21 protein-coding genes and 1 tRNA gene are annotated in these 20,291 nt (G+C 66.7%); 8 read left to right on the forward strand and 14 right to left on the reverse strand.

Annotation, left to right across the window (positions count from 1 at the left end; translation table 11 throughout):
- Window positions 1–36: 36 nt before the first annotated feature.
- Window positions 37–1,080, reverse strand: coding sequence for an ABC transporter permease (locus tag ACFK0J_RS35425; RefSeq protein WP_378734060.1), 1,044 nt, complete (start codon window positions 1,078–1,080; stop codon window positions 37–39).
- A 135-nt stretch (window positions 1,081–1,215) separates the two neighbouring features.
- On the reverse strand, window positions 1,216–2,472 hold the full coding sequence (locus ACFK0J_RS35430; RefSeq protein ID WP_378734061.1) for a cytochrome P450: 1,257 nt from the start codon (window positions 2,470–2,472) through the stop codon (window positions 1,216–1,218).
- A gap of 225 nt (window positions 2,473–2,697) precedes the next feature.
- Between ACFK0J_RS35430 and ACFK0J_RS35435 the strand changes: the two genes are divergently transcribed.
- Window positions 2,698–3,636 (forward strand): esterase/lipase family protein, encoded by a 939-nt coding sequence (locus ACFK0J_RS35435; protein ID WP_378734062.1) that lies wholly within the window; start codon window positions 2,698–2,700, stop codon window positions 3,634–3,636.
- Here the strand turns inward: ACFK0J_RS35435 and ACFK0J_RS35440 are convergent.
- A complete protein-coding gene (locus ACFK0J_RS35440; RefSeq protein ID WP_378734063.1) occupies window positions 3,624–4,214 on the reverse strand; it encodes a hypothetical protein in 591 nt (196 codons plus the stop codon). The genes ACFK0J_RS35435 and ACFK0J_RS35440 overlap by 13 nt on opposite strands.
- 129 nt (window positions 4,215–4,343) lie before the next feature.
- Here ACFK0J_RS35440 and ACFK0J_RS35445 point away from each other — a divergent pair, with 129 nt between their 5' ends.
- Window positions 4,344–4,859, forward strand: a complete 516-nt coding sequence (locus tag ACFK0J_RS35445) for a DUF3237 domain-containing protein (RefSeq protein ID WP_378734064.1) — start codon at window positions 4,344–4,346, stop codon at window positions 4,857–4,859.
- Window positions 4,860–4,888: 29 nt separating this feature from the next.
- Here the strand turns inward: ACFK0J_RS35445 and ACFK0J_RS35450 are convergent, their stop codons facing one another.
- Window positions 4,889–6,682, reverse strand: coding sequence for a sugar-binding protein (locus ACFK0J_RS35450; protein ID WP_378734065.1), 1,794 nt, complete (start codon window positions 6,680–6,682; stop codon window positions 4,889–4,891).
- A gap of 238 nt (window positions 6,683–6,920) precedes the next feature.
- On the opposite strand from ACFK0J_RS35450, the gene ACFK0J_RS35455 reads away from it, so the two are divergent.
- Complete coding sequence (locus ACFK0J_RS35455) at window positions 6,921–8,093, forward strand: serine hydrolase domain-containing protein (RefSeq protein WP_378734066.1); 1,173 nt, start codon at window positions 6,921–6,923, stop codon at window positions 8,091–8,093.
- Between the two features lie 202 nt (window positions 8,094–8,295).
- On the opposite strand, the gene ACFK0J_RS35460 is transcribed toward ACFK0J_RS35455, so the two are convergent.
- On the reverse strand, window positions 8,296–8,490 hold the full coding sequence (locus ACFK0J_RS35460) for a hypothetical protein (protein WP_378734067.1): 195 nt from the start codon (window positions 8,488–8,490) through the stop codon (window positions 8,296–8,298).
- Window positions 8,491–8,588: 98 nt separating this feature from the next.
- Window positions 8,589–9,773 carry an alanine--tRNA ligase-related protein gene (locus tag ACFK0J_RS35465; RefSeq protein WP_378734068.1) on the reverse strand — a complete coding sequence of 395 codons (1,185 nt, stop codon included), beginning with the start codon at window positions 9,771–9,773 and terminating at the stop codon, window positions 8,589–8,591.
- A gap of 578 nt (window positions 9,774–10,351) precedes the next feature.
- On the opposite strand from ACFK0J_RS35465, the gene ACFK0J_RS35470 reads away from it, so the two are divergent.
- Window positions 10,352–10,600, forward strand: coding sequence for a hypothetical protein (locus tag ACFK0J_RS35470; protein WP_378734069.1), 249 nt, complete (start codon window positions 10,352–10,354; stop codon window positions 10,598–10,600).
- Window positions 10,601–10,723: 123 nt separating this feature from the next.
- Here the strand turns inward: ACFK0J_RS35470 and ACFK0J_RS35475 are convergent.
- From ACFK0J_RS35475 to ACFK0J_RS35495, 5 genes are all read right to left on the reverse strand, one after another.
- A tRNA-Ala gene (locus ACFK0J_RS35475) sits at window positions 10,724–10,799 on the reverse strand.
- 104 nt (window positions 10,800–10,903) lie between these two features.
- Window positions 10,904–12,115, reverse strand: coding sequence for a gephyrin-like molybdotransferase receptor GlpR (gene glpR, locus ACFK0J_RS35480; protein ID WP_378734070.1), 1,212 nt, complete (start codon window positions 12,113–12,115; stop codon window positions 10,904–10,906).
- A gap of 285 nt (window positions 12,116–12,400) precedes the next feature.
- Window positions 12,401–13,051 carry a GNAT family N-acetyltransferase gene (locus ACFK0J_RS35485; protein WP_378734071.1) on the reverse strand — a complete coding sequence of 217 codons (651 nt, stop codon included), beginning with the start codon at window positions 13,049–13,051 and terminating at the stop codon, window positions 12,401–12,403.
- Window positions 13,052–13,063: 12 nt separating this feature from the next.
- The gene (gene glp, locus ACFK0J_RS35490; protein ID WP_218471705.1) at window positions 13,064–14,323 is read right to left on the reverse strand and encodes a gephyrin-like molybdotransferase Glp; all 1,260 of its coding nucleotides are present in this window, start codon (window positions 14,321–14,323) and stop codon (window positions 13,064–13,066) included.
- Window positions 14,324–14,534: 211 nt separating this feature from the next.
- Entirely contained in the window at window positions 14,535–15,491 is a 957-nt protein-coding gene (locus ACFK0J_RS35495) for a UTP--glucose-1-phosphate uridylyltransferase (RefSeq protein WP_218471706.1), read from the reverse strand.
- Window positions 15,492–15,570: 79 nt separating this feature from the next.
- Between ACFK0J_RS35495 and ACFK0J_RS35500 the strand changes: the two genes are divergently transcribed.
- From ACFK0J_RS35500 to mscL, 4 genes are all read left to right on the forward strand, one after another.
- Entirely contained in the window at window positions 15,571–16,167 is a 597-nt protein-coding gene (locus ACFK0J_RS35500) for a 5-formyltetrahydrofolate cyclo-ligase (protein ID WP_378734072.1), read from the forward strand.
- Between the two features lie 69 nt (window positions 16,168–16,236).
- Window positions 16,237–16,539: an FmdB family zinc ribbon protein gene (locus ACFK0J_RS35505; RefSeq protein ID WP_378734073.1), complete on the forward strand. Its 303-nt coding sequence runs from the start codon at window positions 16,237–16,239 to the stop codon at window positions 16,537–16,539.
- Between the two features lie 88 nt (window positions 16,540–16,627).
- Window positions 16,628–17,287, forward strand: coding sequence for an SAF domain-containing protein (locus ACFK0J_RS35510; RefSeq protein ID WP_378734074.1), 660 nt, complete (start codon window positions 16,628–16,630; stop codon window positions 17,285–17,287).
- A 124-nt stretch (window positions 17,288–17,411) separates the two neighbouring features.
- Window positions 17,412–17,816, forward strand: a complete 405-nt coding sequence (gene mscL / locus ACFK0J_RS35515; RefSeq protein WP_378734075.1) for a large conductance mechanosensitive channel protein MscL — start codon at window positions 17,412–17,414, stop codon at window positions 17,814–17,816.
- A gap of 3 nt (window positions 17,817–17,819) precedes the next feature.
- Here the strand turns inward: mscL and ACFK0J_RS35520 are convergent, their stop codons facing one another.
- The 3 genes from ACFK0J_RS35520 to ACFK0J_RS35530 all read right to left on the reverse strand — a co-directional run bounded on the left by ACFK0J_RS35520 (window position 17,820) and on the right by ACFK0J_RS35530 (window position 20,064).
- Window positions 17,820–18,482, reverse strand: coding sequence for an MspA family porin (locus ACFK0J_RS35520; RefSeq protein ID WP_378734076.1), 663 nt, complete (start codon window positions 18,480–18,482; stop codon window positions 17,820–17,822).
- 167 nt (window positions 18,483–18,649) lie between these two features.
- Window positions 18,650–19,318 carry an MspA family porin gene (locus ACFK0J_RS35525; RefSeq protein ID WP_378734078.1) on the reverse strand — a complete coding sequence of 223 codons (669 nt, stop codon included), beginning with the start codon at window positions 19,316–19,318 and terminating at the stop codon, window positions 18,650–18,652.
- Window positions 19,319–19,389: 71 nt separating this feature from the next.
- Window positions 19,390–20,064: an MspA family porin gene (locus ACFK0J_RS35530; protein WP_378734079.1), complete on the reverse strand. Its 675-nt coding sequence runs from the start codon at window positions 20,062–20,064 to the stop codon at window positions 19,390–19,392.
- Window positions 20,065–20,291 lie beyond the last annotated feature (227 nt).

Genomic DNA, 20,291 nt, shown 5'->3' on the forward strand with positions numbered 1-20,291 from the left:
GCGTGCCGAGAACCATTGCGCTGCCTCGGTCATTGTTCAGGCGGCGTGCGCACTTCGGGTCGGGCGTCCGCCTGGATGACGATGACGCCAGATCCAGAACACCGCGCACGCGACCAGTGCCCAGCCGCCGAGCACCAGGAACGGGAAAAGATGTTGGTGCGCACGGAAATACACCGCGGTGTGCTGCGCATTCACCGATGCGCCAGGCGGCAGCCAGCGGCCGATGTGACCGAGCAGCGAGGGCAGTAGCGGCCAGGAGACCGCGCCGCCGGACGACGGGTTGCCGAGCAGCACCATCAAACCCCAGGTCGGCAGGATCGCCCACCGTCCGACCAGGGTGTTGAACATGGTGAACACCATTCCGGAGGTGAACATCGTCAGCGACAGGATCAACCACGATTCCGCGAACGGCAACCGGACCGCACCCAGCACCCAATCCGCCACCGCCGCAATGGTGAAACCGCCGAACACCGAATAGGCCACGGTGAAACCGATCCGCTCGGCCGGATTCAACGCGGACGCTTGCACACTGAATTGTGTCGCGCCGATGAACCCGATGATCACCGCGGCCAGCGAGATGTAGAAGATAGCCAGCCCGCGTGGATCGCCGCGTTGCAACGGAACGACATCGGTGACCTCGACCGGCACCCCCACGGCCGGACCGGCCTGCTCAGCGGCCCCGCTGAGCAGTTGCGCGACCGACTGACCGGACGCACTGGAAATGTCGAGCCGCACACCGGGCGACCCCGCCCCGACGATGGCAAAAACCTTCTGCTCGTCCACATCCGAGCGTGCCGCCGCCGCACTGTCGTACCCTCGGACGGCCAGCGAATCGTGCAGCGAACGTTGCATCTGCGCCAGGAACTCCCGAACCGGCGGCTCCGGCGCCACCACCGCGACCGGAATCTGGCGCGGCGTCGGATTCGCCAGCGCATACGTATACGACCCCGCGAACAACCCCGCCGCAGCGGCAACCAGCAACACCAGCACGGTCGCGGGCAGGTACGGCGAAGCCCGCACCATCGCCCACCACTCGTCCCAGGTGCGCCGCCGCTCATGCTGACCATGCAGGTTAGCCATCCCCGCACCCTAAGTCCCACCAGCCACGATGCCCCACCACCTGCCCGGCCTGTCGCCGGTCGCACACCCTCTGCGCCAGCCGCACCCTGTATATGCGGTGTGCGGCTGACGCAAAGGAGTTCGGCGCGCGAACTATTACGGCTGCGGTAGGGGTGGGGATTCAGGGAAAGTGACGGGAAGCGCGGTCAAGGCTCGATGGAACGGGCCGGGGCGCCAGGTGAGGTCGGTGGCGGGCACTGCGAGGCTCAGCTCGGGTAACGCGTCGAGTAGCTGGTCGATGGCGTCTTGGGCGATCAGGTAGGCCAGTGAACTGGCAGGGCAGACGTGTGGGCCGGTACCCCAGGCGAGGTGGGATCGGTTGCCCGCGTACTGGTTCGCGGCGATCTCGGGGTCGGTGTTGCAGGCGGCCATGCTGATGACAACCGGTTGGTGGGCGGGCAACCAGATGTCATCGATCAGGATCGGCTGCCTCGGGAAGCTGATGCAGAAGTTCGCCATCGGCGGGTCGTTGAACAACACCTCGTCGAGTGCGTCCCTGGTCGACAGGCTGCCGCCGAGCACACTGCCGCCGAACCGCTCCTCGGTGAGGATCAGCAGCAACGTATTGACGATCAGATTCTGCTGTGGCTCGATGCCCGCGCCGTAGAGCGTGGCCAATTGGTGCACCATTTCGGTATCGCTCAGCCCGGCCGGATGCTGCAGCATTCGGGTGGTGACGTCGTCGCCGGGTTCGGCCCGCTTGAGCTGGGTCAACTCCAGCAGCGCGCCGATGAGCATCTTGTTTCCGCGGTCGGCGTCGACGCCCTCGAAAATCGCGGCCATACCGGTCGCGGCTTGCTGCGCGATCTCGGCCGGACAACCGAGCAAGGCGTTCAGGACCGCGAAGGCGAGCGGAAAAGCGTACTGGCGCACCAGGTCCGCCGAGCCGTCCGCGCAAAACGAATTGATCAGCGGTATCGCGACCTCGGCGACGGTGTCGTGCAGGCCGTATTGATCGACCTTGTCGAGTCCCGCGGTATTGGTTTGCCGATAGCGAGCATGCTCGGCGCCCGCGTTGCGTAAGGCATTCGGCCGCCATTGCATCATCGGCAACACCGGGCAGTCGGCCGGAACGCTCTGCTGCCAGGTGCGCGGATCGGCCGGAAAATGGTCCGGATCATTGAAGATCCGCACCGCGGTGTAATACCCGATCACCAAAGTGGCCGGCACGCCCGCCGCCAATTCCACCGGCACCAACGACCCGTATCGTTCGCGCATCTGCCGATAGGCGCCGTGCGGATCCGCCGCGAACTCCGGCGAATACAGCGACACCCGCGGGCCGTCGGTGTCGATCGGCGAACCGGGCGGGGCGGGCACGGCCCGGCTGTGCGCGGTGGGCGGGGGCAACGTCATCGCAGAAAACTCCAGGCGGTCGAACAACAAGCTTCGTGAGCCTATGCAGCGGATAGATCGCGTGTACCGAAAACCGCTCGGTCGCCCGGGAATCCTTTTCGCGCCACTCCGGCAATGTGTTTGCCACCTATTCGCCCAAATGGTTCCATGAGGTCGCAGCACCTGGTGACGGTATTGGCATCGAATTTGCCGTGCAGATCTTTTGATGAAAGGAACCGTGCGTCGATGCCTGCGCGTGCATGCCGCCGGGGAATCCCCGGTCTCACTGTGACGTTCGTGGTCGCGGGAATGGTCGCGGCCGCTCCCGCGTGGGCCGATATCAGTCGGGATGGCGTCTTCGCGCCCGCGGGCGCGAACGACTGGGGGTGCGTCCCGACATCGGCTCGGCCGGAACCGGTGCTGCTCGTGCACGGGACGTGGGGCAATCAGAACTCGTGGGACACACTCGCACCGCAGCTGAAAGACCTTGGGGTATGCGTTTTCTCGCTCAACTACGGCCACGCGCCGTTCAGCGTGCGCGGTTCCGCTCCCGGCGTCTTCGGCACCGCGGATATCCGCTCCTCCGCGAGGGAACTCGCGGCGTTCGTCGACCGGGTGCGCCATGCCACCGGCGCGGCGAAGGTGGATATCGTCGCGCATTCGCAGGGCGGTCCGCTGGCTCGGCAGTACTTGCGGTTCGAGGGCGGCGCGTATCGCGGCGATCCGAGCCGTAACAAAGTCGGGCGACTCGTCACCATTGCCGCCACTCACCATGGCACCACGGCCGATGGACTGGGCACGCTACTACCTACCGGGAGCGCATCCGGAATAGCGGACGGCGTGATTGCCGGGGTGCTCGGTATCGCGGCGGCGCAACAGCTGACCGGCAGCGAATTCATCCGTACCCTCAATGCCGCGGGCGACACCGAGCCCGGCATTCATTACACGGTTATCGCGACACGCGTCGACCACGTCGTCACCCCGCCCGAAGCGACCTTCCTCCGCGCCGGTCACGGCTCGACCGTCGACAATGTGTGGGTCCAAGACGTATGCCCCACTGATTCTTTCCACCACGGCGCCCTCCCCGACTCCCCCGCGGTCGCCCTTCTGGTGCACCGGGCCCTCGGCCTGAATTATTCCGGCGACCCGTGCCCCGATGGCGGGTCAGTCCCTCATACGCAGTAGTGGCACACGCCGTTGGCGGGGAGTTGGATGAAGCACTGCGCGCATACGGCCGCACGCGTCGGCTGCGGCTTGACTTCCACCTGCGCGGTGCCGCTCGTCGAACGGCGGCCCGCCACCTTGGGCGTGAGCGGTGGCATAGCCATATCGGAAGGCATTGCGGCGCCGTAGAACTCGTAGCACTGCCAGCGGGCGTAGGCGGCGTGTAATTCGAGGTCGTCCGGAATCGGCAATCCGGCAAGCTCCAGCACGTACTTGTAGGTGTCGCCGACGGTGTGGTTCTGCCGCACACACAGCGCGGTGAGGGGCGGCTCCCCCGCCTTGTGACAGCGGCGGGCGATCTTGCGCAGGATGGCGTCCATCCAGGTGCGCGTCGGCGCCTCGGTATGCACCCCCGAGGCCTCCTGCACCCGATCGGCCAACTCGTTGACGGTGATGAAATGCCCGTACCCCGTGGCGATCTCGGACAGCTCGGCATGTGCGGCCAGCGCCCACGCCACCGTCGCCGCACGCAACGACACCGCGGCGCCGTCACCCGCCCGCCATGCTCCCGCCGTCGTGGGTACCGAATTCCTGATCACGCGACCAAGTTATCGCGACACCCCACGAAAAGACGAATGCCCCGGCGACCTGCGCGCATGCACCGAGGCGACCGGCGTCTGCGGCAACAACCCCTTTACTAACTATACGGTCGACCGTATGCTCAACTTGTGACTACCAAAAGCACTGACATGACGCCGGATTCACGAGTGAAGGCCGTCGCCGAGATCCAGACGACGCACCTGTTCGACATGGCCATCGATTTGAATCCGCCACTGGACATCGGGAAGGGCCCGTTCGGTCATCGGATCCTGTTCGGCGCCGCGGGCGGATCGTTCGACGGGCCGAAGCTGCGTGGCGAAGTACTGCCGGGCGGTGGGGACTGGGCGTTGTTTCGTCCCGACCGAACAATGACCCTCGATGTGCGGCTCACGCTACGCACGCACGACGACGCCCTGATCCAGGTGACCTACGGGGGACGCTGGGTCATTCCGCCCGAACTGCGCGCCGACCTCGCCGATCCCGTCAAGAGCCGCCAGATCGACCCGGCGCGTTACTACTTTCGAACCGCTCCGCTCTTCGAAACCGGCTCGGAGCGATACGCGTGGCTGAACGACATCGTCTGCGTCGGTTCGGGTTATCTGATCGACGGCGGGGTCGCTTACCAAGTCTCGCAGGTTGTTTGAGCCCAGCCGGGTCCGCGCGGCAGCTTCGGCTAGCGGGCGGTTCCGTGCCTCGGGCCGCCCGCGATCGGCACTCCGGTGCGCCTGGCCTGAGCCAGTGCCGCGGCCGAGTCGGCGCTGCGGGCGGCGGTCCGCGGGATGACGGGCGGCGCCCCGGTCGGCACGACCGCTGGTCGGCGATAGTGCGCGAGCTTTGCGGTACCCCACACGTACGGGTCTGCCTGCGCACTACCGAATGGTGACCACGCCAGGCGGGTCTGGCCGGTCTTGTCGTCGGTATCGGAGTCGTAGACCAGGATATTCATCGCGAACCTGTCGGGATCGACCGCCGCGGGAAGCTCGGTGAGCGGGATCTTCACCTCGACCGTGTACCCCCGGTACGGTTCGGTGACCACTGCCGCCACCCGCATCCCCGAAGGTGCCGGGCCCTGATGATTGTCGGCGTCGCGCTCGGCCGCCGGGCCGCCTGTTGCCGAGTACGGCAGGATGCCGGTCTTGAAGGTGGTGGCGGTGTCGTCGGAATCGCCACGTGGATCGAGGGCGATCTCGACCGAGTCGGTGCGCCAATGCCGCTTGATGTCGTCGGCCGCCAGTTCGGCGCCCCTGCGGTCGTCGGTCACCTTGACCAGGACGTACAGATCGTCGTTGTGCCTGGCCAGCTTCGCGGTCGCGGCGCACCCGCCGCCGCCCTGCCAGACGGCGAGCGGCAGTTCCGGTCCCGGATACTCCCCTGGTCCCTCAACCGCATCGACGACCGGTGCGACGGCCACGACCGGAATCGTCGTGCTCGGGTTCGGCGGGTAGTCCGGCTGGACCCGGTTGGCCAACCACGGCAGCCCGACTCGGTCGGCCCACGCGGCGAATTCGGCGTACAGCGGCTTCAATCCGGTTTGGCGGTGCACCGTCACCTCGACGAACCGGCCGTCCTCGGCCAGCACCGTGAACCAATCCGAACCGAGCTGCCGCGCGTCCGAGGGCACCCGCGCGGGCATCGCGGCGAAACCCTGTGTCAGATATAGCCGGGCCGCGTCGCGTTCGACCTGCGCCCAGGTCGTGTTGTGGACGCGCGAGCGGACACCGGACCACACGCCGGTGACCGGCAGCCCGGTGTCGGGATCGGTGCGTTGCCGTTCGGGTGCTTCGGGTCCGAGGAGCGAGTCGAACCCATAGTTCTGGGCGAGCAGCCTGGTTGGCTGCCACGGTGTCAGGCCCTCGTCGACGAGCTGCCCGGGAAATGCGTTCGGGTCACTCGCCAGCCGGAACGCCTCGATTCCGAGGCGTGCCGAGAGTTGGTGGCCGCCATGCTGGTTGAACGGACGCGGATCCATCACCACGATCGTGTGCGGCGTGGTCAGGCGGACCAGGCGCACCAGCCTGGCCATGGTGTCCTGTTCGTCCCAGATGCGCGCGGTCAGCGGCGCGGACAGGGTGTACCAGAAGTCCGGCTTGTCGAGGTAGTAGATGTTCTCGATCCCGGCGAACGCGGTTGCGGTCCGCTCCTCCGTCTCCCGGATCAGACCCAGCTCGGGTCCTTCATCGAGCCCGACGGCATTGCCGCCACCCTCGCCACGGGTGACGGTGACGACGCCGGTACTCCAGCCACGGTCTTCGTGCCATTGCCCGAACGTGGAGAGGTTGCTCGATTCGTCGTCTGGATGCGCACCGATGAACAACACGTCGGTATGCGCCGGATCCCGGCTCGCGTCCACCGTGTTCCGGCGGCCGTCGCGCCGAGCAGTGTCCGACGGAATGCCCGCCACCAGCCCGGTGACCGCCAGGCCCGAAGCAAGAACCGCACGCCGACTCAGTTTCCTCGCTCCCGCCACCCGAACCTCCAGTCGTCGCGGACCCGCTACCTGCGAGATCTGGTCACCCTAAGGGACCAACGCGACCGCGGCGGACTCATGTTCTGTTCCGACGCAGAGCCAACCGGTTTGCCGCTCGGCACCTACCTCGAGGCGGATCAACAAGATCTCATCACCCAGTCGGATACTGTTTGGGCGCGAAGGGGTTTCGCCTGGCCGGTGCACCCGTTGGATCTCGTCGAGGAGGCTCGAGGCGTTGGTGGAGGGGTTTGTCGAGCGGAAGTTCGAGGGGGTTCGCGACGGCTTCGCGCGCGCACACGATGGTGATGAAGGCGCCGCGCAGCTGTGCGTGTATCGCCAGGGGCGCGTCGTAGTGGATCTTTGGACGGGGCAGGACCCGGAGTCCGGGAAGACGTGGGACGCGGAGTCGTTGACCGTGCTCATGTCGGTGTCGAAAGGGATGACCGCGACTTGCGTGCACATCCTTGTCGATCGAGGCCAGCTCGACCTGGAGGCCCCGGTTCGGGAGTATTGGCCGGAGTTCGCGGCCGGGGGCAAGGCCGAGATGACGGTCGCCGACGTGCTGTCGCATCGAGGGGGACTGTCCAGCTTCGATGCCGAATCCCGTATCGGGGCCCGGGATCTGCCGGACTGGTCGGCGTGCGTGTCCGCGCTGGAGTCGATGACTCCCCTGTGGCAGCCGGGAACCGCGTTCTACTACCACTCCCTCACGTGGGGCTATCTGGCCGGCGAGCTGATCCGGCGGGTCACCGGCAAGAGCGTAGGTGAATTCCTCGCCGCCGAGATCGCCGAGCCGCTCGGATTGAGCCTGTGGATCGGCCTGCCGGAAAACCAGGAACACCGTGTGGTTCCGCAGTTCAGCCGCCGGTACCTGCCCGGTGCCGCCGACGTGGAAGCGGTGCTGATCCGCATGGGGGTCGACGTCAGCACCCGGCTGATTCGCGCGACGCTCGCGACCGTCGCGACGAGGGATGAGGGCCTCGCGCTGCTGAATACCCGAGAGGGGCACGCGGCAGAAGTCCCGTCCGGCAACGGGATCGGGAACGCGCGGTCGGTGGCGCGAATGTTCGCTGCGACGATCGGTGAAATCGACGGCATCCGGCTCCTCACTTCGGAAGCGGTAGAGCGGGCTCGCCAACCCCAAACCGAGGGCCTCAACCACCCCGCGCCGCTGGACGTGCTGCCGCGAAATAACTACTTCGCCCACGGCTACGAGCTCACTCGCCCCGCCCAGCTCCTCGGCGACGGAGCTTTCGGACAGGTGGGCACCGGAGGACGAATCGGCTTCGCCCACCCGGAATCCGGCACCGCCGTCGGCTACACCTGCACCAACATGGTCGGCGACGACACAGGAGGCCCCGACCCCCGCTGGCTGCCGTGGTCCGAGCCCCTGCGCAAAGCGCTCGCCTGACCTGCCCGAGGACGTGCGGGTGCGGCGCTCGACGGCCCGTTGTACGTCCAAACCCGCAACGGATGTCTACCGCCGCCGACAGCGTCCCCGGCCGCATACTTCATCACCTGCTGACCAAACCTGCTGACCCGCACGGCATAAGTCACCAATCGCCCCATCAGCTGGTCGGAGATGTTGTTATGTTCGCCCGAACAGGGTGAATTCACTTCACCCAGTAATCCGTGCCGTTCTTTCCTGCCTCTTCCGCCTCGTCGAGAGCGGTAAAAGCCTCACTCTTCTCTTTCTTGACCTTCTCGAGGTCCGTCCATTGCTCGCCGTACGACGGAGGATTCGAGACACCAGCCGTCGTTGGATGGGGCAAAGCAACGGGAGCACGGAAACGCAACCGGCGGGCCATGGCCGCCAAACGACAGGAGGTGCCTCATAGAGGGCGGAAATTACCGGCGAGAGCAACCAGTGCCCGAGTTCTGTCAGGCCTTCTCACAGCTTGGCACGTCAACTGACACCACCTTCGGTGTTCAGGTACACCACGAGGTCGCGGGGCAGGCCATGGGTGTCGTGCAGGTAGTGGTAGTCGTCGTCGGTCAACGGGCCGGTGAAACGGCTGTGGGACAAGACCTTTCGTCCCCGCTGGAGCAGCAGATCGAATTTGCGTTCCTCGTCGAGCAGGATGGTGCGCACTTCGTGGGAGGGAACAGATTGCCGGAAATGCCCGAGGGTGTGTTCCACCAGCTCAACCGGCAGGTCGGACAGGGTGCGAGTCGAATCGTCGCGCCACAGCGTGGTCAGGGTGCGGCGGATCAAACGGCGGAGTACGTGACCTCGACCGGACGGGGATGGCGTGACCCGGTCGCCGATGACGACGATGCTGGATCGCAGATGGTCCGACAGCAGTCGCAGTGACGGCTCGTCCAGCGGGCCCCAGATTCGGGGCAGCGTGGTCAGCCAGGGCTGGAAAACGTCGATCTCGAAGACGGACTGCGTGTTCCGCAGGATTCGCACCAGCCGTTCGAGGCCAAGGCCGGTGTCGATGCTGGGCCGGCGTAATGGCTCGAGGCTGCCGTCGGGATGCCGGACGTATCGCATCATGACGTGATTCCACACCTCCACCCACCGATCATCGGATGTCGGTGTGCCCCGCGGCATGTGGTCTCCCGTCCAGACGAAGATCTCGGAATCGGGCCCGCAGAGTCCGGCCGGGCCGTTGGACCACCAGTTCTCGTCAGTGGTCGGTTCGACCGGTAAGCCCAGCTCATCGCACGTACGCCAGGACTCGTAGTCAGGTTCGACCTGATCGCCGCCGCCGAACACCGTGACGTGTAACCGGCCGGGGTCGATGCCGAAACCGTCGCGCAGCAGTTCGAATCCCCACCGCAGGCTCTGCGGGCCGCTGTAGTCGCCGAGTGACCAGGACCCGAGCATTTCGAACACGGTGAGGTGGGTGTCGTCACCGACCTCGTCGAGATCGGTGGTGCGCAGGCATCGCTGCAGGCTGGTGAGCCGCTGGCCCAGCGGGTGGGGTCGACCCATCAAATATCGGGTCAACGGGTGCATCCCGGACGTGGTGAACAGCACCGGGTCCCCGGGCCAGGGAATAAGCGATCCGCCCGGCGTGAGTTCATGCCCGCGTTCGCGGAAGAAGTCGAGGAAGGTCTGAACGGTTTGGCCTGTGGTGATCATGGTGGTTGCTCCATCGATGTGAAATCGACCGGAAGCGACCGCACATGGCAAGTCCGGCAACAAGACCGACGCACACCAGCGGACCGTTTCCGGTCGCCGGTATGGAAGAAAGGTCAGGCGGCAGCGACCGGCGAGCTGAGAGCTCGTGCGGCCGCGGCAGCGATTCGTGAATTGACCTTCATGACTGCACGGTAGCAACTAGGCCATGCGGAGCGCGACCGATTATCGCCCGGGGGTGATCGGCGCCCGCTCCGAAATCAGCTTCACCGACTGGTCTCGGACGAACCAGGCCGACTCCAGATTCCTTGACTTATCCGCTCACACCGCTGGATACGCATTGATCAGCCGTCCAAACTGGTTGGCTGACAGGACCTCTCAACGAACCCTCATGCCGATGTGCACGCGTATCAAGCCCTGTGCGTCTAGACCATTCCCTTGGGCCCAATGGCTTCGGCATCCCGCAGAAACCTGACGAGCTCGTCTGAGACGTCGGCTGACATAGCGTGTGTCGATGTATCGCAGAATGCCACGGTCGCGCAGGACACGACGCAGAGTCAATTCCGCGGCCCGGAAGGGAGTTGGGCATCAAGGACGCGGACCTCGTCGTAGAGCAGGATTGCGCAGAGCAGTGTCGAAAGGTGTATCGACCGCTCAGCCATGCGTGGCATTTGTTCGTCGTGGAGATGCTGAAACAGCGGCGCAAGAACCTGGCGGCGCGGAAACTCGCATCTCCGCCGATCGAGGAAGCTGTGCTCGATCTGGTGTTCCTTCGACCGTGTGGACGCTGCGTGATCCTCAGAACGTCGGGCATGAATGGCAGCTGCTGAAGCCCTCGACAAGGCGGTGGGCGGTCAGAGGTGATCAGAGCCGAATTAGTTGGGACTTGGTTGGAAGATCAGCCCACACGAGGGCAGTCCAGAAACCAAAAATCCCAGCCTGAGCTGGGATTATGGTGGAGCTAAGGGGAATCGAACCCCTGACCTTCTCGATGCGAACGAGACGCGCTACCAACTGCGCTATAGCCCCGTGCGGCTCCGGGGAACCGCGCTGTGTCACTCTAGCAAAAGATGTTGCGAGACTCCGAATCGGGCGGGTGAGCTGGGGTTATTCGGAGTTACGCGGGTGTGGTTCTACTCGCCGGCGGCGCGGCGCATGTCGCCGCCGCCGGTGCGGTCGCGGAGGGCGCGGGCGGTGGCGGGGTCGAAGGGGTCGAGGTGGTCGAACATGGGGTCTTCGTCGTCGACTTCGAGGAGGGCGGAGCGGCGGCGGAGGGCGCGGGCGGTGTCGCGGTCCATGCTGGCGCGGGTGGCCTGCGAGGGGCGCGGGCCGTGGTGGTGTTCGCCGAGTTGTTCGGCGCGGCTGAGGCGGGCGGCGCGGCGGCGGCGGATGTCTTCTTCGATGCGTACTTGCCGACGCAGGTAGGTCAGGTAGCCGACGAGCACGACGCAGGCCAAACCGCAGCCCCACCAGAATTGAGGTGTCATGGCGACGGCGAGGCCGCCGCACAGTAGGGCAGCGAGGACGAGGCCGAGGACGGCGCGCTGACGGAAGGTGTAGCGGGCGGCGCGGGCAATGGCGTCGGCTTCGGGGTCGTAGCCGCCGCGGCCGCGCCGGGTGGGAACGTAATCGAGGTCGTCGGAATCGGTTTCGTAGTCGTCGTAGTCGCGATGCGCGCCGGGTTCGTCATCGTCGTAGTCGCGATGCGCGGCGGGTTCGTCGTCGTCGTAGTCGTCGCTGACGCGCGCGGGCGCGGTGGAGCGCGCGGGGGGTATCCGGGCTGCTGCCGGTTCGGTGCGCTCTTCGCCCACCTCGTCATCATCGACCGCGTCGTCGTTTCGCGCAGCGACTTCGTTGTCCGCGTTGTCGGATTCGGTGTCTTCCGGTCCCGCACTTACCGATTCGTTATCGGACGCTTCGTCCGCCGCGTCATCTAGTCCGGCGTCGTCCAATTCGACCTCATCGAGTTCGACCTCATCGAGTTCGGCGTCAGCGAGTTCGGCGTCAGCGATGTCGGGATCGGGGTGGGATGCCGCGGATTCGGCGATCGCGGTCATGTCACCTTCGGTGACGGGGTCGTCGGCCGGTGTTGTCATCCGGTCCTCCGCATCATCGCTGTGGGAATACTTTCTCTGTGCGCGGCGTGGCCGCCAGTTGGGGTCGGTTTCGTGGCCTGCGGCCGGTCCACTCCTGGTGCGCCGCTTGGAATCACCGCGGTGCAGCACGCGCGTCGCGAGGGCGGCGTCGGTGGTCCGCCGGATCCTCGGGTGCCGGTCGGCGAGTATCGGGAACAGGACGAAGACCCAGAGCACGACCAGTCCGATCCACAGGATCGAATTCGGCATCGCGGTCAGCACCTCCGTCCCGGCCTGGATTGGTCCGTTCGGCCGGCGAGCGGTGCGCAGCACGCCCCGCGTCCGCCCGGCGTTCATCCGCCGGTGCGGCGAGCACGCCGGTCGCCTCGCAGGCTCCCTGCCGAGGGTGCAAGACGCACCTCCGACGTCCGTAGGTTAATTCCGTGACGCGTCGAGATACGGCAGGCGCGCCGTGCACATCTGCCACACCTGTCACAAAGCCACCAATTCTGCCGCGCGTCGGATGCGCCGGGCGTGTCCGGATTGCACGAATAGCTACAGCGGGGTGGCCCGGCCCTCACGGATCAGCCGGTCGACGACCGTGCCCACGACCTCCTCGACGGTGATGCCGACCAGCAGGTGATCGCGCCACGCGCCGTCCACGTCGAGGTAGCGGCGCAGCATGCCTTCCTCCCGGAAGCCCACGTTGCGCAGCACCGCTTGGCTCGCCAGGTTTTCCGGCCGCACCGTCGCCTCGACCCGGTGCAAGCCGACCGGCCCGAAGCAGTGGTCGAGACCGAGCGCCAGCGCCGCGGTCGCGACACCCTGGCCGCTGAGGTCCTTGGCTACCCAGTAGCCGATCCAGCCCGAACGCAACGCACCCCGCACGATATTGCCGACGGTCAACTGCCCGCTGAACGCGCCGTCCACCTCGATCACCAACGGAATCATCGCGCCCCGCCGGGCTTCGGCCTTCAGGCTCGACCACAGCGATGGCCAGTTGGACGCGTGATTACGCGCCTCCCACGCGCCCCGGCCGGTAGGCTCCCACGGCTCCAGGTGCTCCCTGTCCCGCAGTCGGATTCGGCTCCACGCCGCGGCGTCGCGCAGGCGCACCGGTCGCAGGGTCACCTGCCCGGCCGCGACCCGAACCGGACCGAGCCGCGCGGGCCATCCCGGATGCTGCGTCACCCGGAACACGCTCATCGCCTCCACGCCTCAGCCGCGCTGGGCGAGGAAGGCAACCCGGACCTCGTCACCGGTGCGGATCTCGGTGTCGTCGGGGTCTATCACGATCAGACTGTTGGCCTCGGCCAAGGTGGCGAGCAGGTGCGACGACGCGCCCGCGCCACCGCCGAGTGGTTGCACCAGGTAGTCGCCGGTGGCCTCGTCGCGCATGAGTTGCGCGCGCAGGTAGCCCTTGCGACCGGCCATCGAACTGATCGGGGTGATGGTCCGCGCCATGATGATCCGCCGCATGGGATGCCTGCGCCCCAAGGCGATTCGGATGAGCGGGCGCACCATCACCTCGAACACCACCAGCGCGCCGACCGGGTTGGACGGCAGCAGGAAGGTGGGCACTTCGTCGCGACCGAGCCGACCGAAGCCCTGGACCGACCCGGGATGCATGGCCACCCGGGCGATTTCGAGCTCGCCGAGCCCCTCCAGCGCCTCCCGGACCTGATCCGAAGCCCAGCCGCCCACCGCGCCGGCGATGACGACGACCTCGGAGCGCACCAGCTGTCCCTCGACCACATCGCGCAGCCTGCGCGGATCCGCGCTCACGATGCCGACCCGGTTCACGTCCGCGCCCGCGTCCCTGGCGGCCGCGGCGAGGGCGTAGGAGTTCACGTCGTAGACCTGGCCGGGCCCGGGGGTGCGATCGATGTCGATGAGTTCGCCGCCGACCGAGATCACCGACAACCGCGGCCGCGGATGCACGAGCACCTTGTCCTGACCGACCGCCGCTAGTAGTCCCACCTGGGCCGCGCCGATGATGGTGCCCGCGCGCACCGCTACATCACCGGGCTGTACGTCGTCGCCGATGCGCCGCACGTAATCGCCGGAGCGGACCGGTTCGTAGATCTTGATCTTCGCGCGGCCGCCGTCGGTGAAGTCCAGGGGCAGCACGGCATCGGCGAGCGTCGGCAGCGGAGCGCCGGTGTCGACCCGGACGGTCTGACGCGGTTGCAACCGGATCGGCTGGCGCGATCCGGCGATCACCTCGCCGACCACCGGCAGTGTCAGATCGACCAGTTCGTCGTTCTCGTTGCGAATGTCGGTGCCCGCGGCGGCCACATCGACGCTGCGCACCGCGTAGCCGTCGATCGCCGCCTGGTCGAATCCGGGCAACGGTCGTTCGGTGACGACGTCCTCGGCACACAGCAGGCCCTGGGCCTCGGATATCGCGACCCGGACCGGCCGAGGCGCGACCGCCGCGGCGGTCACCTTGATCTGCTGATCCTCAACCGAGCGCATCCAGCCCTTCCTGATCTCTTCGCACACCACCGATTGCACCGCGCGATGTCGCTCCGGCACAACCGGTTAGGCGCACGCCAGTGTCCCATCGGCGGTGCTCGCTGCCCCTTCGTGGTTACGCGAGCTACCGCCGCCGGGTCTGACGCTCACCCCGCGTGGTGAACCATCATTCGTACCCGACGGTCCACTATCGGCGAAACCGACGCCCGCCTCAGTCGTAGGCAGTCAACTGCGGATCCCAGTCGGGACCGAGCCGATGCTGCAGCCACTCCCGCAGGGCAGGGCCGTATTCGTCGCGTTCCAAAGCGAAATCGACCGCAGCTCGAAGATAGCCGCCCGGGTTGCCCAAATCGTGGCGCGACCCACGGTGCACCACCACATGAACCGGATGACCCTCGGCGATGAGCAGCGCGATGGCGTCGGTGAGTTGCAATTCGCCGCCCGCACCGGGCTCGATTCGGCGCAGCGCGTCGAAAATGGCGCGGTCCAACAGATATCGACCGGCGGCGGCGAAGGTGGACGGCGCATCGGCGAGCGCGGGCTTCTCCACCATGCCCTTGACGCGCAGCACATTCGGATTCACCGCGTCCGGCACCGGCGCCACGTCGAACACGCCGTAGGCGCTGACCTCGTCCTTGGGGACGTCGATGGCGCACAACACGGTGCCGCCGCGCTTGCGCCGGACCCGGCTCATCACGTCGAGCACACCCGAAGGCAGCACCAGGTCGTCCGGCAGCAGCACGGCGATGGCATCTTCGTCGTCATCGAGGGCCGCCTCGGCCTGGGCGACCGCGTGGCCGAGGCCGAGCGGTTCGTCCTGCACCACCGAGGTGACGTCGAGCAGGCCGGGCGCCTTGCGCACCTTCTCCAGCAGTTTGAATTTGCCGCGCTCGGCGAGGGTGCTCTCCAGCACGAGGTCCTCGATGAAGTGCGCGACCACACCGTCCTTGCCCGGCGAGGTGACGATGACCAACCGCTCGGCACCGGAGTCGGCGGCCTCGGTGGCGACCAGTTCGATACCGGGGGTGTCCACCACCGGGAGGAGTTCCTTGGGCACCGTCTTGGTCGCGGGCAGGAATCGCGTTCCGAGCCCGGCTGCGGGCACCACGGCCGTGCGGAAGCACGAGACCAGCGTGGCGTCGCCGGGTTGTCCGGCCTTTGCTGTCATGCGCATACCCTATCCATCGTCACAGCCCCTGACTCGGCGTCGAGCCGACCGGGATTCCGGCCAGCCTATGGTGATCGACATGGAGATGCCCGGTGAGCGCGATAAACATGCATGGCGCACCGAAATTCTTGCTCGACGGGCGGCGATGACTCCCGAGGAGCACGCGGCGGACGCCATGTCCCTGGTCGCGGCCGCCCGTGCGCTGGAAGTGGGCGGATGGGTCTGCGCGTACGTGCCGGTGCGCGGCGAACCGGGGTCGACGCAGGTGCTGGACGCGCTGCGGGAGGCGGGTGCGCGCGTGCTCGTTCCGGTCACCGGGCCGCCGGGGCCGCTCAATTGGGCCGAATACACCGGGCGGGAAAGTCTGCGGCGAGCCAGGTTCGGCCTGCTCGAGCCCACCGGCGAGCCGCTGCCCACCACGGCGGTCGGCTGGGCAGAGCTGATCCTGGTTCCCGCCCTCGCAGTGGACCGGCGTGGTGTGCGACTCGGCCGCGGCGCGGGATACTACGACCGGACGCTGGCCGCGGCCAGGGCGGACGCGCGGCTGGTCGCGGTGGTCCGGGACGACGAGCTGGTCGACCGGCTGCCCGAGGAACCACACGACCTGAGAATGGGCTGGGCCCTCACGCCACGCGGCGGGTTGCACCGGCTTGTCGAAGATCACGTCGCGGAATGAACGGTAGATTGGCAACGTTGGCACTGTCGGCTGTAGAGTGCCAGATGACGAAAACCTGCGGAGGATGCTGTGCCAACTTACTCGTATGCGTGCACCCAGTGTGACAACCGCTTCGACATCGTTCAGTCCTTCTCCGACGATGCGCTGAGCGTCTGCCCGGAGTGCTCCGGAAAGCTGCGCAAGCTGTTCAACTCGGTCGGCATCGTGTTCAAGGGCAGCGGCTTCTACCGCACCGACAGCCGCGGCGGCTCGGCCACCGCGAGCGAGCCCGCGAAGTCCGACGGCGCCGCGAAGGAATCGAGTTCGTCGAGCTCGGATTCCAGCTCGTCCAACGGCAGCAGCGCGGCGGCCAGTACCGCTGTGGCCAGCTGATTCGCCGAGTTATCCCCAGCCCCTTCGTTATCCACAGCTAGCCCTTTTCCGCGCTCGGCGGGTGTGTTCACGGCCATAGGATCCGGCCATGACTCGATCATTCGCCGATCTCGGCCGCGGCGGCGGCTTCCGCTTCGGGGCGTGGCAGCGACCGCCCTGGGCCGACAGCGTGCTCGCGCGGCGGCTACTCGCCGCGGGCCTGGTAGCGCTGGCGGCGATCATGTTCCTACGCGGCGATCCCGGCGCGCAACGATCCACGGTCGTCATCGCCGGACGTGATCTGGCACCCGGCCACGTCCTCGACGCGGGCGATCTACGCTCGGCTCCCCACGAATCCGCCGCACTACCCGATGGTGTCGTGCGCGATCCGTCGGACGTGATCGGCGCGACGTTGACCGGGGCGATGCGCGGCGGCGAGGTATTCACCGACATCCGCGTCGTCGGACCCCGGTTGGCCGCGGTCGCGACCGGCGCGCGGGACGCCCGAATCGTGCCGATCCGGCTCGCCGACACCGCCGTCGCCGAAATCCTGCGCGCGGGTGACCGCGTCGACGTGATCGGCGGCGAGGAGCAAGGCTCTCGGCCCGCCCGCACGCTGGCGACCGACGCCGCGGTGGTGCTGGTGTCCAGCCCCGGCGACGGACGCGGCACCAAGGAACGCGTAGTCCTGGTGGCGATGGACGCCGAACACGCGGCGGTGGTCGCGGCCGCGTCACTGCACACCGCGCTCACCGTGGTCTTCCATTGAGTTGTCCGCACATTTGCCATCAGGTCAACTAGCATCGGCCGTACCGGAAGACCGCCGAGCACCACCTGTCAGCTCCACACGCAACGCTTACCCACTCCGCCAGCTCCGGAGGGAGATATCGGCAATGCTCAAGGGTTTCAAGGATTTTCTATTCCGCGGAAATGTTGTCGACCTGGCGGTGGCGGTGGTCATCGGTACCGCGTTCGTCGCGATCGTCACCGCGTTCACCAATGGCATCGTCAACCCGATCCTGGCCGTCTTCGGCGGCAGCGATGAGCTGGGTCTCGGTTTCCGGCTCGTGGCCGACAAACCGGCGACCTTCGTCCAGGTCGGTCCGATCATCACCGCCGCAATCAATTTCGTGATCATCGCCGCGGTGTTGTACTTCGTGCTCGTGCTGCCCGCCATGCACGTGAAGAAGCGGTTCAGCCCGGAAGCTGCCGAGCTCAGCGACGCGGAGGTGCTGATTCAGATCCGCGACCTGCTGGCCGAGGGCCAGCGCAGCGCGGGCGGTAAGCACGAGTCCTGAAGTTCAGATCGTAAAAGGCTCTCCCCACAACGTCATCCAGGTGACGACCTGGTCGGTCTCGACGCTGAGACTGACGAACGCTCGCGCCTGCGCGGGTCCGCCGCAGCCGGTCAGATCGATGGTCTCGTCGGCCCAGCTGACCGAGCCGTGATTGCCCTCGAACTGATTACGCGTTTCATGCACGGTGCTCCCGAAATCGTCACCCTGCTCCAAATCCAGCACGTAGAACGACTTCAGCTGACCGGGGCCGAGCGACAGAGTCCCACCGACGGCGGTACCGGCGTTCGGCTCGATCGCATTCCCACTCCAGTCCAAACCACCGGCGGCACCGCCGCCTGCGATATCCACCTCGCAGCCCACGGTGTAACCCGGAAAGATCGAGCCGCCTTTGCCCTCGGGCGCGCCGGACAATTCGACCTGCGCCGTACCGGAGACCCACACACTGCGGTGCTCCGGAGTGGCGCCCGCGGACAGGTTGATGTCGGCTGATTCATCGACCAGCTTTATCGTCACCACCGTGCCGTCCGCCAAGGTCTTGCGCGTCTCGCCACCGGGCAGCGGGATGAAGATATCGGCGTCGGCCGCGCCGGTCGAGAACAGGCCCAGCGCGACCGCGGCGGCGGCCCCGAGTCCGGCCTGCCGCGTCAGTTTCTTACGGTTGATCATGGTTGTCGACCCCTAGCGGAACGAATTCTCAACAGCGAGTGGAGATTTGACGCCCCCGCCGGGATGCCTTCGGGGGTGGCAGGGACATCGGCGGCAGGTGGGAACAACAAACGGGCCCGTCGCGGTGGCGACGGGCCCGCTTATCTTGTGCGAGTTGATATTTGGTGTCAGCCGAGGCTGAAGGGCTGGCCCCACAGCGTCACGTAGGACATGACGTTGTCGGTCTCGACCTTGACCTTGACGAACGAGCGCGCCTGCGCGTACCCGCCGCAGCCGGACAGACCGATGGTGGAATCGGCCCAGGTCACCGAGCCGTTGGTGCCCTTGAACGTGATCTGGGTGGAGTGATCCTCGTTGCCGTAGTCATCGGCCAGTTCGCGATCGAGCAGGTAGAACGCCTTCGCCTGGCCCGGGCCCAAGGTCAGGTTGGCACCGGTGTTCGCGCCGACGCTGCCGTCGCTACCGTCCCACTTGCCGCTGCCTTCGACGCCGCCGGAAGCCTCGCCGCCGTCGATGTTGACCTGGCAGCCGACCACGTAGCCCGGACGGATCTTGCCGCCGGTGGCACCCGAGCCGGACACCTCGACCCGCGCCGAACCGGACACCCACGCGTTGCGGTGCACCGGAGTCGAACCCAGGGACGGGTTGATGTTGGCCGACTCGTTGACCAGGCGGACCGTCACGACGGTGCCGTCGGACAGCGTCTTGGTGATCTCGCCACCCGGCAGCGGCACGAAGGTGTCCGCGTTCGCGGCCCCGGTGGAGAACAGGCCCAAAGCGATGGTAGCGGCGGCACAGGCACCGGCTGCCCGCGCCACATTCTTACGGTTGATCATGTGTAATTCCCTCAGGGGTTGAGTTCGTTTCAGCGAGAAGAGTGTTCAACAATTCGTCAGTCGGACAGTCGTCAGCCAATGCTGAACGGCATCCCGTAGAGGGTGGTCTTCGAGTAGTGGTCACCGATGATCTCGACCACGGTGTAGGAGCGGGCCTGGGCGTAGCCCGCGCAGCCCTGGATCTCCATCTCGACGTCCTGGTACTCCACGGAGTAGGTACCCGGCTTGGTGATGTCCTTCAGTTCGATCTGCACGAACTTGACGTCACCGGGGCCCAGCTTCAGGCCGGCCGAGCCACTGAGGCCACCGCTGGTGAGGTCGACCTTCGCCGAAACACCAAGGGAGATCGCGTCATCGGCGATGCTGACCTGACATCCGATGATGTAACCGGTGTTGAGCTGGGACGTACCGTGCGTCGAGGAGTTGTTGGTGCCGGGGTTGTTGGTCGCGCCGTTCCAGGGACCGACCTTGCCTTCCGGGGTCTCGGTGACATCGGCCGAGGCGTTGCCGGAAACCCAGACAACGCGGCCCGCGCCGTTGGCCGCGAGCGACGGCGACACGACGGCATGCTCCCCGGTACGGGTAATGGTCACGCCCGGGCCGACCTTCTGGCCGTCCGGCAACGGCACAAAAACGTCAGCATTGGCGGCGCCGGTCGAAAGCAGGCCCATGGCCACGGCCGCGGCAGCGCCGACGCCCGCGACGCGGGCACCGCGGCGCAGACCGTTGGTGCGGTTCTCGCTCATACTTCCCCTCATCAGGTTTAAAACAGTCAGCCTCGACCATCGAGGCTGGACAGTGGTCCTCGCAGGCCCAGCTCAGTTTGTCGCCCCATTGTTGCCGGTATGTAACCAGCAATTCAGTTCGGCGCGACGCTTCGGCTGGCGACCGGAACCGAGCCAGGTTCCGCCGGGTCGACGCGTACGTGCCGTACCCGGGCCGGTGAAGTCCAGTGTGGGTGGCTCGTGGCGAA

It is taken from the genome of Nocardia brasiliensis (assembly GCF_042691675.1).
In the GTDB taxonomy this organism is placed as follows: domain Bacteria; phylum Actinomycetota; class Actinomycetes; order Mycobacteriales; family Mycobacteriaceae; genus Nocardia; species Nocardia brasiliensis_D.